The sequence below is a fragment of the Isoptericola sp. NPDC057653 genome, assembly GCF_042799955.1.
Taxonomy (GTDB): domain Bacteria; phylum Actinomycetota; class Actinomycetes; order Actinomycetales; family Cellulomonadaceae; genus Isoptericola.
This window is the reverse complement of record NZ_JBHVHP010000002.1, coordinates 1114272-1128678: the sequence shown is the minus strand read 5'-3', so window position 1 is coordinate 1128678 and position 14407 is coordinate 1114272. Positions and strand designations below refer to the sequence as shown.

The 14407-nt window shown below is 73.4% G+C and carries 14 protein-coding genes; 8 read left to right on the top strand and 6 right to left on the bottom strand.

Features of this window, described 5'->3' with window-relative positions:
* The first annotated feature begins 66 nt into the window (after positions 1-66).
* Genes ACFU9A_RS16380 through ACFU9A_RS16355 form a run of 6 tightly spaced genes read left to right on the top strand, consistent with a single transcriptional unit; the run spans position 67 to position 6920 of the window.
* A complete protein-coding gene (locus tag ACFU9A_RS16380; protein WP_430576339.1) occupies positions 67-1068 on the top strand; it encodes an ABC transporter permease in 1002 nt (333 codons plus the stop codon).
* On the top strand, positions 1065-2309 hold the full coding sequence (locus ACFU9A_RS16375) for an ABC transporter permease (protein ID WP_430576338.1): 1245 nt from the start codon (positions 1065-1067) through the stop codon (positions 2307-2309). Before ACFU9A_RS16380 ends, ACFU9A_RS16375 begins: the two co-directional genes overlap by 4 nt.
* Positions 2284-3375 (top strand): ABC transporter ATP-binding protein, encoded by a 1092-nt coding sequence (locus ACFU9A_RS16370; RefSeq protein WP_430576337.1) that lies wholly within the window; start codon positions 2284-2286, stop codon positions 3373-3375. Before ACFU9A_RS16375 ends, ACFU9A_RS16370 begins: the two co-directional genes overlap by 26 nt.
* The gene (locus ACFU9A_RS16365) at positions 3368-4435 is read left to right on the top strand and encodes an ABC transporter ATP-binding protein (RefSeq protein ID WP_430576336.1); all 1068 of its coding nucleotides are present in this window, start codon (positions 3368-3370) and stop codon (positions 4433-4435) included. Before ACFU9A_RS16370 ends, ACFU9A_RS16365 begins: the two co-directional genes overlap by 8 nt.
* Complete coding sequence (locus ACFU9A_RS16360) at positions 4432-5535, top strand: glycoside hydrolase family 172 protein (protein ID WP_430576335.1); 1104 nt, start codon at positions 4432-4434, stop codon at positions 5533-5535. The genes ACFU9A_RS16365 and ACFU9A_RS16360 overlap by 4 nt, the downstream gene beginning before the upstream one ends.
* Positions 5532-6920, top strand: a complete 1389-nt coding sequence (locus tag ACFU9A_RS16355; protein ID WP_430576334.1) for a glycoside hydrolase family 32 protein — start codon at positions 5532-5534, stop codon at positions 6918-6920. The genes ACFU9A_RS16360 and ACFU9A_RS16355 overlap by 4 nt, the downstream gene beginning before the upstream one ends.
* A 98-nt stretch (positions 6921-7018) precedes the next feature.
* On the opposite strand, the gene ACFU9A_RS16350 is transcribed toward ACFU9A_RS16355, so the two are convergent.
* Positions 7019-7474 carry an Lrp/AsnC family transcriptional regulator gene (locus tag ACFU9A_RS16350; RefSeq protein ID WP_430576333.1) on the bottom strand — a complete coding sequence of 152 codons (456 nt, stop codon included), beginning with the start codon at positions 7472-7474 and terminating at the stop codon, positions 7019-7021.
* Between the two features lie 101 nt (positions 7475-7575).
* Here ACFU9A_RS16350 and ACFU9A_RS16345 point away from each other — a divergent pair, with 101 nt between their 5' ends.
* Entirely contained in the window at positions 7576-8193 is a 618-nt protein-coding gene (locus ACFU9A_RS16345; RefSeq protein ID WP_430576332.1) for a LysE family translocator, read from the top strand.
* A 42-nt stretch (positions 8194-8235) separates the two neighbouring features.
* Here ACFU9A_RS16345 and ACFU9A_RS16340 read toward each other — a convergent pair whose 3' ends face one another.
* From ACFU9A_RS16340 to ACFU9A_RS16330, 3 genes are all read right to left on the bottom strand, one after another.
* Positions 8236-9276: an NAD(P)-dependent alcohol dehydrogenase gene (locus tag ACFU9A_RS16340; protein ID WP_430576331.1), complete on the bottom strand. Its 1041-nt coding sequence runs from the start codon at positions 9274-9276 to the stop codon at positions 8236-8238.
* A gap of 92 nt (positions 9277-9368) precedes the next feature.
* Entirely contained in the window at positions 9369-10019 is a 651-nt protein-coding gene (locus ACFU9A_RS16335; RefSeq protein WP_430576330.1) for an NUDIX domain-containing protein, read from the bottom strand.
* Positions 10016-10444, bottom strand: coding sequence for a DUF4406 domain-containing protein (locus ACFU9A_RS16330; RefSeq protein WP_430576329.1), 429 nt, complete (start codon positions 10442-10444; stop codon positions 10016-10018). The genes ACFU9A_RS16335 and ACFU9A_RS16330 overlap by 4 nt, the downstream gene beginning before the upstream one ends.
* Positions 10445-10495: 51 nt before the next feature.
* Between ACFU9A_RS16330 and ACFU9A_RS16325 the strand changes: the two genes are divergently transcribed.
* A complete protein-coding gene (locus ACFU9A_RS16325; RefSeq protein ID WP_430576328.1) occupies positions 10496-11254 on the top strand; it encodes a DeoR/GlpR family DNA-binding transcription regulator in 759 nt (252 codons plus the stop codon).
* A 36-nt stretch (positions 11255-11290) separates the two neighbouring features.
* Here ACFU9A_RS16325 and ACFU9A_RS16320 read toward each other — a convergent pair whose 3' ends face one another.
* Complete coding sequence (locus ACFU9A_RS16320; RefSeq protein ID WP_430576327.1) at positions 11291-11758, bottom strand: hypothetical protein; 468 nt, start codon at positions 11756-11758, stop codon at positions 11291-11293.
* Positions 11759-11823: 65 nt separating this feature from the next.
* A complete protein-coding gene (locus tag ACFU9A_RS16315) occupies positions 11824-14364 on the bottom strand; it encodes a polysaccharide lyase family 8 super-sandwich domain-containing protein (RefSeq protein WP_430576326.1) in 2541 nt (846 codons plus the stop codon).
* Between the last annotated feature and the right edge of the window lie 43 nt (positions 14365-14407).

The following is a 14407-nucleotide window of genomic DNA, read 5'->3' as shown; positions in this document are numbered from 1 at the left end:
CGACTGCCCGCCGCCGCTGCCGACGGCGTCCCGCACCGCCCTCCGCGACCACGGGCGGTGGGTCACGTGCTGAGGTACGTCGGGCGGCGCCTGCTGCTCATGCTCCCGATGCTGGTGCTGATCTCGTTCCTGTCGTTCGTCATCATCCAGCTCCCGCCGGGCGACTACGTCGACACGTACGCGCGCAACCTCGCGAGCGAGGGCGGCTCCGTCAACGCCGACCAGCTCGCCGCGCTGCGCGCCCAGTACGGCCTCGACCAGCCGATGCTCGTCCAGTACCTCGTGTGGATGAAGAACATCCTGTTCCACTGGGACTTCGGCATGTCGTTCGCCTACAACCAGCCCGTCTCCGAGATCCTCGCGGAGCGGGTGCCGCGGACCATGCTCATCTCGCTGGTGTCCATCGCGCTGACCTGGGCCATCGCCGTGCCGGTCGGCATCTACTCGGCCGTCCGCAAGTACTCGGTCGGCGACTACGCCGTGACGTTCCTGAGCTTCGTCGGGCTCGCGGTGCCGGGCTTCCTCATCGCCCTCGTGCTGATGCTGCTGGTCTACGACCGGACCGGGTTCCTCATCACCGGGCTGTTCTCGCCCGCGTACCGCGAGGCGCCCTGGTCGGTCGACCGGCTGCTGGACCTGCTGCGCAACGTCTGGCTGCCGCTCCTGGTGCTCACCATCGCGGGCATCGGCGGCATCGTCCGCGTGCTGCGCGCGTCGCTGCTCGACGAGCTCGGCAAGCAGTACGTCGTCACGGCCCGCGCCAAGGGCCTCACCGAGGGGCAGGTGCTGCGCCGCTACCCGCTGCGGCTCGCGATGAACCCGCTGCTCAGCACCATCGGCTGGATGCTGCCGGCCACCGTCGGCGGCGAGATCGTCGTGTCCAAGGTGCTCAACCTGCCGACCACCGGGCCGGTGCTGCTCGAGTCGATCCAGTCGCAGGACATGTACCTCACGGGGGCGATCGTGCTGCTCCTCAGCGCGCTCACGATCATCGGCACGGTCATCTCGGACGTGGCGCTCGCCGTCGCCGACCCGCGCATCCGCTACGAGAGGAGCCAGGCCGCATGACCGACCTCGAGACCGCCCGGGACGACGACGTCCGGGCCGACGAACGCCGCCGGGCGGCGTCCGCGCCCCCCGACGCGGGCGCCGGGTACACCGCACGCCGCGGCGCGGCGCTGCTGCGGAGCCACCGTGCCGCGCGCAGCGCCCGGGCCGACGCGAAGGCGGACCTCTACGAGGCGTCCCAGCGGACCCTCGTCCTGCGGCGCTTCCGCCGCCACCGGCTCGCGCACGTGAGCCTCTACCTGCTCGTCGCGCTGTACCTGTGCGCGATCTTCGCGGAGTTCGTCGCGCCCTACGACAAGCTGCACGGCTTCGAGGACCAGAAGTACGCCGCGCCGAGCCAGATCCACGTCGTCGACGAGGACGGCGGCTGGCACCTGCCGTTCGTGTACTCCTCGAGCACGGAGATCGACCAGGAGACGTTCACCTACCGGACCGGCGTCGACACGTCCGACCGGCACCCCGTCGGGCTGTTCGTGCGCGGCGACGAGTACGAGCTGCTGGGCCTGATCCCCATGGACGTCCACCTGTTCGGCACCACGGACGGGCAGCCGGTGTTCCTCACGGGCGCCGACCACCTGGGCCGCGACTCGTTCTCCCGGATCATGGTGGGCTCCCGGATCTCCCTGCTCGTCGGCTTCGGCGGCGTGGTCGTGAGCTTCGTGCTCGGTCTGCTGATCGGCGGCCTGTCCGGCTACCTCGGCGGTCGGGTCGACGCGGTGTCCCAGCGGTTCATCGACCTCATCATCAGCATCCCGCTCATCCCGCTCTGGATGGCGTTGTCGGCGGCGGTGCCGCAGACGTGGTCCGGCGTGCAGACGTACCTCGCGATCACCCTGATCCTGTCGCTCGTGGGCTGGACCGGGCTGGCGCGCGTGGTGCGGGGGCGGATCATCGCGCTCCGCGAGGAGGACTACGTCACGGCGGCGCGGGTGTCGGCGATGCGGACCCCCGGCATCATCGGCCGGCACATGCTGCCGGCCCTCACCAGCTACCTCATCGTGCACATCACGATCGCGATCCCCGGGATGATCCTCGGCGAGACCACCCTCAGCTTCCTCGGTCTCGGGATCTCGGCACCGGACGTGTCCTGGGGGTCCCTGCTGCAGGGGGCCCAGGACGTGACGGTCGTGTCGAACTACCCGTGGCTCCTCGCCCCGGCGGTCGTCCTCGTGATCGCGGTGATCCTGTTCAACTTCGTCGGAGACGGGCTGAGAGATGCGTCTGACCCCTACCAGAACTGATCCGCGGCCCGGCGCGACCGGGACCGCCACGGCCGAGCGGCCGGACGACCCGCGGATGCGGGTCGAGGACCTGCGGACCTACTTCTTCACCGAGGAGGGGGTCGTCAAGGCGGTCGACGGCGTCTCCCTCGAGGTGCACGCGGGCGAGACGATCGGCGTCATCGGCGAGTCCGGCTGCGGCAAGAGCATCATGGCGCAGTCCCTCATGCGCCTCGTCCGGACCCCGGGCGAGATCGTGGACGGACGCGTGCTGCTGAGCCCCCGCGACGGGGCGCGCGTCGACCTCCTCGCCGTCGAGCCCGACTCGCCGGTGCTGCGCCGCACGCGCGGCGCCGAGGTCGCCATGGTGTTCCAGGAGCCGATGACGAGCTTCTCGCCCGTGCACACGGTCGGCCGGCAGATCGTCGAGGCGATCCGCGTGCACGAGGACGTCTCGAAGGACGAGGCGACCGAACGCGTCGTCGACCTGCTCACCCGGGTCGGCATCTCCAACCCGCGGCAGCGCTTCGGGGAGTACCCGCACCAGATGTCGGGCGGGATGCGGCAGCGCGCGATGATCGCGATGGCGCTCGCCTGCTCGCCGTCCCTCATCGTCGCGGACGAGCCGACCACGGCGCTCGACGTCACGATCCAGGCGCAGATCCTGGAGCTGCTCGACTCGCTGCAGGCGGAGCGCGGCACCGCGATGATCCTCATCTCGCACAACATGGGTGTCATCGCCGAGCACGCGGACCGGCTCTACGTCATGTACCTGGGCCGCGTGGTCGAGAGCGGCACCACGGAGCAGGTCTTCGCCGACCCCCGGCACCCGTACACGCGCAAGCTGCTCGCCGCGGTGCCGCGCACCGACCGGAGGGTCGAGCGCCTCGAGACCATCGAGGGCTCCGTCCCGACGCCGATCGGCCTCGGCCGCCGGTGCGGCTTCGCGTCCCGGTGCACGGTCGCCATCGAGGGCCGCTGCGACACGGTCGTCCCCGGCCTGGACGAGGTCGAGCCGGGCCATCACGTGAGGTGTTTCCAGGTCAGCGACGCGGAGGAGCCCGACCATGCCTGGTCCGATGTCTGAGCCGACGACCGGTCCGGTCGCCGCCCCCGCCGCGCCGCCGGGCGCCGCCCCCGACGACCGGGTGCTCGCCGTCCGGTCCCTGCGCAAGGAGTTCCCCGTGACCTCCGGCCTGCTGCGCCGGGTGCGGGGCAGCCTGCGCGCCGTCGACGACGTGAGCTTCGACCTCGGGACGGGCGAGACGCTCGCGCTGGTGGGGGAGTCGGGCTCCGGCAAGACGACGCTGGGCCGCGCCGTCGTGCGGGCGATCGACCCGTCGTCGGGGGAGATCCTGCTGCGCACGGACGACGGGGACGTCGACCTCGCCCGGCTGGGCGGCCGCGCGCTGCGCGAGCGGCGCCGTGACTTCCACATGATCTTCCAGGACCCGTACTCGTCGCTCGACCCGCGGATGACGGTGCTGGAGGCGGTCCGCGAGCCGCTCGCGCAGCACGGCGTGGGCACGCCGGCGGACCGCCGGGACCGGGTCGTGGACGTCCTGGAGCGGGTCGGCCTCTCGGCGCGCCACCTGCACCGCTACCCGCACGCCTTCAGCGGCGGGCAGCGCCAGCGCATCGGCATCGCGCGCTCGCTGGTGTGCGGGCCGCGCTTCGTCGTCGCGGACGAGGCGGTCTCCGCCCTGGACGTCTCGGTGCAGGCGCAGATCCTCAACCTGCTCAAGGACCTCCAGGGCGACCTGGGCCTGTCGTACCTGTTCATCGCGCACGACCTGGCGGTGGTCCAGTTCCTGGCGCACCGCGTCGCGGTGATGTACGCGGGTCGGATCGTCGAGCTGGCGGACACCGACGCGCTGTTCGACCGGCCCGCCCACCCGTACACGGAGGCGCTGCTGTCCGCGATGCCCGTCCCGGAGCCGAACCAGTCGCGCGAGCGCATCGTGCTGTCGGGCGAGCCCGCGAACGCGGCGGCCCTGCCGAGCGGCTGCGTCTTCCACCCGCGGTGCCGCTACGCGGTGCCCGACTGCGCCGTGCGCGTGCCGGAGCTGCGCGTCCTCCCGTCGGGGCACCAGGTGGCGTGCCACCGCGCCGACGAGCTCGTGCTCCAGGGGACGGGGGCCGCATGACCGTCGACTGGGGCGCCCTGTACGCGCCTCCCGGCGGGCGGCGGAGCCGCTCCATCAACGCCGAGAACCCCACCGGTGAGCCGGGCCGGGCCGCGTCGGCGGCGTCCGCCCTCGGGCCGTCGCGCAAGGGCCGGCCCGCGATCGGGCTGGACGCCGGCGAGACGGCGACGCTCGCGGACGTCGCGGGGCCCGGCGTGATCCAGCACGTCTGGATGACCGTGCCCGAGGGCACCGACCACGGCCCGTTCGTGCTGCGCGACCTGGTGCTGCGCATCTGGTGGGACGACGAGGCCGACCCTGCCGTGGAGGTGCCGCTCGGCGACTTCTTCTGCAACGGGTTCGGCCGCCGGGCGCTCGTCACCTCCGCGGCGGTCGTCGTCGCGCCGACGGGCGGCATGAACTGCTACTTCGCCATGCCGTTCCACCGACGCGCCCGCATCGAGCTGACCAACGAGCACGCCGGGCCGGTCCACGGGATCTACTACCAGGTCGACTACGTGCTCGACGGCGACCTGGCGCCCGACGCCGGCCACTTCCACGCGCACTGGCGGCGCAGCAACGGCACCACGCAGGCCGGGGAGGACCACGTGATCCTCGACGGCGTCACGGGCGCCGGGCGGTACGTGGGCACGTACGTCGCGCTCACCGCGCTCGAGCGGTACTGGTGGGGCGAGGGCGAGGTGAAGTTCTACCTCGACGGCGACGACGCGCTGCCGACGCAGTGCAGCACCGGGCTCGAGGACTACGTCGGCGGAGCCTGGGCGTTCCAGGACGACCTGCGCACCGTACCCCCACCCCGGCCGGTCACGTTCAGCGCCCCGTACTGCGGCTACCCGTACTACTCCGACACGGACACGACCGGCGCGTCGCCCTTCCTGCAGGCCACGCCCCAGAGCCACGGAATGTACCGCTGGCACCTGCCCGACCCCGTGGTCTTCCACGACCGGATCCGGGTGACCCTGCAGCAGATCGGCGCCTGGGACCACGGCCACTTCGAACGCCGCGACGACGTCTCGACCGTCGCCTACTGGTACCAGGCGCCCGGTGCCCACGACGACCTGCCCGCCCTGCCCTCCCGAGAGGACCGCCGACCCCGATGACCGCGACCACCGAGCTGTTCCCCTACCCCGCGACGGACCACCGCGAGCCGCGTCGCGGCCGCTTCCACTTCAGCCCCCAGGCGGGCTGGATGAACGACCCGAACGGCCTGGTGCACTACCGGGGCACGTACCACCTGTACTTCCAGCACAACCCGCACTCGCGCGAGTGGGACACGATGCACTGGGGGCACGCCACCAGCCCGGATCTCGTGCACTGGACGCAGCAGCCGATCGCGCTGCACCCCGACGTGCACCCGGGGGCCCTGTTCTCCGGGGGCGGGGTCGTCGACCTGGCGAACACCTCGGGCCTCGCGACGACCGAGCACGACCCGATCGTCGTCTTCACCGGCACGCAGGGCGTGCGCGGCATGGTCAGCCTGGACGGCGGGTACACGTTCGAGCCGCTCGACGGCGGGCGGGTGGTCGCCACGCCGCCCGGTGGCGAGAGCCGCGACCCCAAGGTGTTCCGCCACGAGGCCTCCGGGCAGTGGGTCATGGTCGTCTGGTCCGACGACGACGGGAACGGCGTGAACTTCTTCGGCTCGCGCGACCTGCGGGACTGGGCGTTCCTGAGCCGCTTCGCCGCCGACTGGATGTTCGAGTGCCCCGACGTCTCGGTCATGCCGCTCGACGGCGACCCCGACCGCCTGCGCCACGTGCTGATCTCCGCGAGCGGCGGGTACCTCGTCGGCGACTTCGACGGCCGGGAGTACGTCCCGGAGTCGGACGAGCCCCGCCACGTCACCCGCAACCCCGGCGTGGCCGGCTCCGACTACTACGCCGCGCAGACGTTCTCGAACGCGCCGGACGGCCGGGTCGTCTCGCTGGCGTGGCAGGGCGGCAACCGCGGGCCGACCTGGACGGGCAACATGTCCTTCCCCGTCGAGCAGCGCCTGGTGAGCTCCGCCGACGGCGTGCACGTGCACAGCGAGCCGGTCGCGGAGATCGCCCTGCTGCACCGCGAGACGCACACCGAGCACGACGTGGCCGTCACCCCGGACGGAGTGCCGCTCGGCGCCGACCCGTCCGCGCCCGACGCCGACGGGCTCGACGTCGAGGTCGTGGTCGACCGCGCGCGCTCGACCGCGCGCCGGCTGGTCCTCGAGGCCGTGGCCCCGGGCGGCGCCGAGCCGATGGCCACCTACGACCTGGAGGAGCACGCCCTCGACGGGCACCCGCTCCCCGCCGCGGGTGCCGCCACCCTGCGCGTCCTCGTCGACCGCGACCAGCTCGCCCTCTTCGCGGCCGGCGGCCGGCACTACCTCGCCGTCAACCGCGGGCTGGACGACCCGGAACGTGCGGCCGAGCTGCGACTGCGCGCCGACGGCGGCGACGCCGTGCTCGCGAGCCTGACGGTGCGTCGCCTCGACCCTGCGTGGCGCTGACCTGGCCCGGAGCTCCCAGGAAGCGGTCGGGGGGGCGAGCACGCGGGACACGTGTGCTCGCCCCCGAGGCGCGCGGCCTCGGCGCGGCGCGGACGGCGTCAGGGGATCGGCACCGCCCGGTCGGGGCCCAGCCGCTTCATGACCAGCGTGGACGTGAGCCGCTGGACGCCGGGCAGCGAGCCGAGGGCGGTGTCGAAGAGCTCCTGGTAGGCGGCGAGGTCGCGGGTGAGCACGCGCAGCAGGTAGTCGGGCTCGCCGAAGAGTCGCTGCGCGTCGACGATGTTCGGCACCGCGGCGACGGCGGCCTCGAACCCGGCGACGGCGTCGACGTCCGTGCGTCGCATGGTGACGAACACGAGCGCCTCGAACCTCAGGCCGACGGCGTCCGGGGCGACGACGGCGCGGTAGTGCGCGATCGCGCCGGACGTCTCCAGCGCCCGCAGTCGACGGTGGCACGTGGACAGGCTCAGGCCGACCCGGCCGGCCAGGTCGGTGGTGCTCATGCGCCCGTCGTCCTGCAGGAGTGAAAGGATCTCCCGGTCGATCTGGTCCATGATCGAAATGCTCCCACGATCGGCGCCGATCGTGCCGAAAGTTCGAAGCACCTTCCGCCCGATCCTGCCTAGCCTCTTCGCCAGTCGGAGGGGAGTGGCTGATGGACGTGTCGTCGGTGGTGCAGTTCTGGGTGGTGGCGGTGCTGCTCGCGCTCACGCCCGGCGCGGACTGGGCGTACGCGATCGCGGCCGGGCTGCGGGGCCGGTCGGTGGCGCCGTCGGTGCTGGGGATGGTCTGCGGCTACGTGGTGGTGGTCGGGGTCGTCGCGCTCGGCGTCGGCGCCGTCGTGACCCGGTACCCGGCGGTGCTGACCGTGCTCACCGTGGCGGGCGCCGCCTACCTCGTCCACCTCGGCGTGGTCACGCTGCGCAGCACGGTCGGCCGGCTGGACGCGAGCGAGCGGCCGGTCGGTGACCGGCCGCTGGCGCAGTTCCTGCGCGGCGCGGGCGTCAGCGGCATCAACCCCAAGGGGCTGCTCCTGCTGCTCGCGCTGCTGCCGCAGTTCACCTCGCCGACCGGCTGGCCGACGTCGACGCAGATGCTCGTCCTCGGCGGCCTGCACGTGGCGAACGTCGCCGTGATCTACTCCGTCGTCGCCGTCCTGGCCCGCCGCGTGCTGAGCTCGCGGCCCCGAGCACGGGTCGTCGTCACGAAGGTCTCCGGCGTGGCGATGGTCGTGCTCGGGGCGGCGCTGCTCGTCGAGAAACTGTGGCCCTGATGCGGCCCGGGCCCCCGTCTCCGGGCGGCCCGGGCGCAGGCGTCACAGGGTCGCGGCGTCGATGACGAACCGGTAGCGCACGTCGCTGGACAGCACGCGCTCGTAGGCGTCGTTGATCTGGTCGGCGCCGATGAGCTCGGTCTCCGGCGCGATGCCGTGCTCGGCGCAGAAGTCGAGCATCTCCTGGGTCTCGGCGATGGAGCCGATGCTGGAGCCGGCGAACGACCGGCGGTTGTTGAACAGCGAGAACACCTGGACGGGCAGGGGCTCCGGCGGGGCGCCGACGTTGACCATGGTGCCGTCGAGGCGCAGCAGCCGCAGGTACTGGTTCAGGTCGAGCGGCGCGCTGACGGTGTTGACGATGAGGTCGAACCGGTTCTTCAGCGCCTCGAACGTCGCGTCGTCCTCGGTCGCGTAGTAGCCGGTGGCGCCGAACGCGAGGCCGTCGTCCTTCTTCGAGAGCGTGCGCGAGAGCACGGTGACCTCGGCCCCCATCGCGGCGGCGATCTTCACGGCCATGTGGCCGAGGCCGCCCATGCCGACCACCGCGACGTGCTTGCCGGGGCCGGCGTTCCAGTGCGCGAGCGGGGAGTAGGTGGTGATGCCCGCGCACAGCAGGGGCGCGGCGGCCGCGTAGTCGATGGCGTCGGGCACGCGGAGGACGAAGTGCTCGTCGACGACGACGTGCGTCGAGTAGCCGCCGTGGGTGATGGTGCCGTCCCGGTCGGTGCTGGCGTACGTGCCGGTGTTGCCGTTGAGGCAGTAGTTCTCCAGGCCGGCGCGGCAGTTCTCGCACTCGCGGCACGAGTTCACCATGCAGCCCACGCCGACGCGGTCGCCCACGGCGTGCCGGGTGACGGCGGGGCCGACCTCGACGACCTCGCCGACGATCTCGTGGCCCACGACCTGCGGGTAGGCGATCGGGCCCCAGTCGCCGCGCACGGTGTGGATGTCGGAGTGGCAGATCCCCGCGTAGCGGATGGCGATCAGGACGTCCTTCGGGCCGACGTCGCGACGCTCGATGGTGGTGGGGACCAGGGGCTCGGTCGCGGACGGGGCGGCGTAGGCGTTCACGGTGCGCAAAGAGTTCTCCTTCGTCGGTGGTGCGGCGTCCACCGTACGTGTCGCACGCCGCGCCCGGGAGGTACTGCCAGGACCTCCCGCCGCGTCCCCCGTCAGCGGCGCAGCGCCCACCACTGGAGCAGCATGATGGTCTTGCCGTCGACGATGCGTCCGTCGCGGATCATCCCGAGCGCGTCGCCCAGCGGGAGCTCGACCGCCTCGATGTCCTCGCCCTCGGCGGCGACGCCCCCGCCCGCGCCGGTGCGGTCGCGCGGGGTGTAGGGCGCCGCGTAGAAGTGCACCTTCTCCGTGACGGAGCCGGGGCTCATGTACGCCGTGAAGACGTGCTCGACGGGGCCGACGGTGACGCCGAGCTCCTCGGCGACCTCCCGCCGGACGGCGGTCTCGGGGTCGTCGTCGTCCAGGAGGCCGGCGGCGGTCTCGATCAGCATCCCGTCGGGGTGGTCGTTGACGTAGGCGGGGTAGCGGAACTGGCGCGTGAGCAGCACCGTGGACCGGGCGTCGTCGTGCAGCAGGATCGTCGCGCCGTCCCCGCGGTCGTAGGTCTCGCGCTCCAACGTGCGCCAGGTCCCGTCGCGACGGCGGTGGTCGAGGGTCGTGCGGCGCAGCACGTGCCACCCGGACGAGGTGAGCTCGACGTCGCGGACGACGACGTCGGGGTTGCGGCGGAGCTCCCGTCCCGCCTGGTCGAGGTCGGTCCGGCCCCGGTGGTCGGGGACGTCGACGCCGGGACGCCCGCTCACCGGGCGACCTCGTCGAGCCGCGCGACCTCGTCGAGCCGCGCGACCTCGCCGAGCCGGGGGATCTCGGCGACGTCGCGGTAGACGGGCAGGCCGCGGCTCGTGGCGATGGCGACGTCCTGGTCGGCCCCGGCGGACGCGCCCGGCAGCCGCAGCACGGCGTCGCAGTGCTGGAGCAGGCGCTGGGCGGTGGGGTAGAGGACGTCGTCGGCGAGCGGGTCGTCCACGGTGGCGCCCGCGGAGCGCAGCACCGGCAGGGCCACCCACTCGCCGATCATCGGCACGTGGCCCGCGGCGAAGACGGGCCAGGCGGCCTCCTCGAGGCGCCGCAGGTTGGCCGCCGTCGCGGCGGGGTCGCCGTCGGTGCCGGAGCGGTAGGGGCCGGCGATGAGGATGAGCAACGGGCGGGGCGTGATCGTGGACGTCATGGCCGTAGACTAAGCACAAACGTGCACAACCAAGAAGAAACGAGAATGACCATGCTCGCTTCCGAGAGGCGCGACCACCTCCTGGAGACCCTCCGCCGCGACGGCAAGATCGTGGCCAAGACGGCCGCCGCGGAGCTCGGGCTCTCCGAGGACAGCATCCGGCGCGACCTGCGGGAACTGGCTGCCGAGGGGCTCTGCCAGCGCGTCTACGGCGGCGCGCTGCCGGTGTCGCCGGCGATGGCGGACTACGGCGCGCGCCGGCACGTCGCGGTCGCGGGCAAGCAGAGGGTCGCCGCGGCCGCGGTGCGCCTGATCGCGCCCGGCAGCACCGTCATCCTCGACGGGGGGACGACGGCGCTCGCGGTCGCGGCCGCGCTGCCGCCCACGCTGGCGTGCACCGTGGTCACGCACAGCCCGACCGTCGCCGCGGCCCTGGTGGAGCACCCCGCCGCCGACGTGTTCATCCTCGGCGGCCGGCTGTTCAAGCACTCCGCCGTGGCGTGCGGGGCGGCTGCGGTCGAGGCGGCGCAACGCGTCACCGCGGACCTCTTCCTCCTCGGCGTCACGGGCATCCACCCCGACGCCGGCCTCACCACCGGTGACGGGGACGAGGCGGCGATGAAGCGCGTCCTCGCCGGCCGCGCCGCCGAGACCTACGTGCTCGGCTCGGCCGAGAAGGTCGGTGCGGCCTCCCCGTACGGCGTGATCGGGCTCGACGACGTCGCGGGTGTCGTCACCGACGCGGACCCGGGCTCCGACGTCATGCGCAGGCTCGGCGAGCAGGTCCGGATCGTCCCGGCCGGCGCCTGAGCCCTCGCCGCACGGCGCGGCCAGGGGCGGGACGCCTCATCCGAGGGCCGCCGCCCAGAGCCCGTTGCTCGTGTAGAACGCGGCCACCTCGTCGAGGTCGACGGCGGGCACGTCCTCCGCCCCGACCGCCGCGGCCGCCCACCAGCCGGCGCCGGGCAGCCCGGCCGAGGCGTAGGCGCGCGTGCCCGGCTCCGGGTGCCGGTACGTGTCCCGAGGTCGCGCAAGGACCTCGCCGTGGGCCGGCTCCCACAGCCGCACCGACCCGTCGTGCTCCGCGCCGAGGACCACGGCGTCGAACCACCGCCACACGACGACGCCCGCCCCGTCGCCCGTCGTCGCGACCGCCGCGAGGTGGCCGGGGGAGACCCGCTCGGTCCGCGGACCCGGGACCGTCGCGGCGAACGGGACTGTGACCGGCGCGCCGTCGCGCCACACGTCGCAGTCGGCCTCGCGGACGCGCAGCACGCGTGCGACGTGGAGGTGGGGCGTCTCGTCGTCGGGCATGGGCGAGAGTCTTCCCCGGGACGGCGCTCGCGGTCGACGTGTTTCCCGGGCCGGGACGGACCGCGTCAGCGCCGCCGCAGCACCGCGGTGAGGCTCGCGCCGTACGCGTGCCGCGTGGTGGCACGGATCTCCGTGCCGCCGGGCACGCGCCGCACCCGGACGCCGTCGTCGGCCGCCTCGACGTCGAGGTGCCGGCCGCGGACCGTCAGGGTCACGGTGTCGCGCCCCGTCGTCGGGTCGGACAGCGCCACGGACGTGCGGCCGTCGCCGCCCTCGCGCACGAGCACGGACGCCGGGCCGTCGATCGTCAGGTTCCGCACGTGGGCGCGGCCGGAGAACACGGTCGCGGCGACGAGCCCGAGGCCGGAGTGGCGCACGGCCTGCACGCGCTCGTCGTTGGCGAGCACGGCGATCGGGCCGCCGCGCCCGTAGGCGGCGAGACGCTGCGCGGTCGCGCCGGGGACGATCGCGTAGGCGAGGGCGGAGCGGCGTCGGCCGTGCTCGACGGCGGCGGTGAACACCCGCTTCGTCGCCGCGGTGTCGGGGTTGGTCGTGCGGACCACGCGGCGGCTGCGCGTCACGTCCTCGAGGGTCACGGTGACGGGCTCGGCGTCGAGCAGCGCGTACCCCACGGCCACGCCCTGGCCCGGGTTGTCCCAGCGGAGCCAGTCGAGCCGCGCCGGGCGCCCGTCCGGCGTCCACGGGCGGCCGTCGCGGCGGCGGCCCGTCACGACGACGCCGTCGCCGGGCGCGGCGATGCGCGAGTCGAGCGTCGTGACGACGTCGCGACCGTGCTCGTCGTGGATGCCCGCGGCGAGGACGACGACCTCGTCGTCGAGCAGGAACCATGACTTCACCGCGCGGGCGTTCGCGTAGACGACGAAGTCGTCGGGCAGGACGCCGGCCTGCGCGTCGACGTAGGGCACGTCGTCGGAGAGGACCATGCCCGCCGCGCCGTACGTGCCGAGCGTCGCGCCGCCGGAGAACGCGTTCGTGCCGCGCGGGAAGTAGACGTACGTGTTCTGCGACTCCGACGACGAGGTGAAGCCCAGCGGGTGGCCGGGGTTGTCGTACCAGAGCTGCCCGTACAGCTCGGGGACGGTGCGCCGCTCCTCGACCGGCACGGTGGTGCCCGGCAGGCGGTACGGCGAGACCGTCGTGTAGAAGTCGACGCCGAACGCCTGCGTGTGGTCCTGGCCCGCGAGGTAGAGGGAGAAGGCGCCGTCGCCGTGGAACCACGACAGCAGGTTCTCGCCGCTCATGTACTCGTACCTGCTGATCCGCTCCGAGCTGCGCGCCAGCGCGAACGTGAACCCGGGGCGCCGGTGCACGGTGCGGTCCATCGCGTTGAAGGCCACCGAGCGCTCGGGCGGGTTGAGGTCCGCCGCGGGTGCGCCGGCGTCCGCGACGAGGTCGGCGTAGCGCACGGCGCTCACGGGCGAGACGAACCGCGAGGGGTCGGGCGGCGTCGGCGACGCCGTCGCCAGGTGGCGGACGTACGCGCCGAGGGCGGCCGCGTGGGCGCCGCTCGTGTAGTCGGTGAGGTCGACGGCGGCCTCGAGAACGGTGGCGGTGTCCGCGTACCCGGTGCCGGTGCGCGACACCGAGCGGCCCTTGACGATCTCCATCATCCAGCCGTCGACGATCACGGGCGCGAACCCGTCGCGGACCCAGCCGTGCACGACGTCGGCCAGCTCCGTGCCGGGGGCGGCGGCCGTGCCGTCGAGCAGCTTGATCGTCTGCACGACGCGGGTCAGCAGCGTGCGCCCGTACGAGCCCGTGTACGCCACCGAGTCGTGCTGGATGAACGAGCCGTCGGCGTAGTAGCCGTCGGTGTTGCCGTGCCGGATGTCGTACGGGTCGATGGTCGCGAACACGGTGGACTGGTCGGCGATCGCCTTGGCCACGCGGGCGTCGTCGCCGGTGAGCGCGCCCTGCAGCACGCGGTTGGTCGTGATGTCGGCGAGGTTGGCGCCCGTGTGGAAGCGGGAGTCGAGGTCGACGTCGCCGTCCTTCCCGTGGCGCAGGTACGCGTCCATGGACGCGACGTACGTGGGCAGGAGGCTCGGCCGCTCGGCCGCGACCAGGTCGGCCAGGAGGGCGAACGTCTTGCTGACGCTCGCGGGGATGCCGATCTCCCAGGTGAACCAGTTGCCGTAGTAGCCGGCGGCCTGGTCGCCGTAGTAGCGCGCGTGGAGCCACTCGAGCCCGTCGAGCACGCGCCGCTGCACGGCGGTGTCGCCCACGAGGTCGGACGCGTAGGCCGGGGTGCAGGTCGCCAGCGCGATCTCGTACAGCTTGACGAACGAGGTGTTGAGGTTCGGGTCGCTGGTGCCGAGCGGCACGCCGGCGAACAGCTCGCCCGCCCCGGCGGCGTCGAGGGCGGCGAGGTCCGCGCGCGCCGTCGTGTGGATCGCCCGGAGCCTCGTCGCGGCCTCGGGCCGCGCGTTCGACGCCGCCGTGCCCGCGAAGATCCCGCGGGCGTTCGCCAGCAGGCGCGCGTGGTCGGACGGCGAGTCCGCGCGGGCGCGCAGCGGCGCCGCGATCGCGAGGAAGGCGCCCGCGGGCACGATGGCGAGGACCTGACGACGGGACGGCTGCGGCATGGCGAACTCCCTTGTCCGACGGGTGGCAACGCGTGACGTTGGC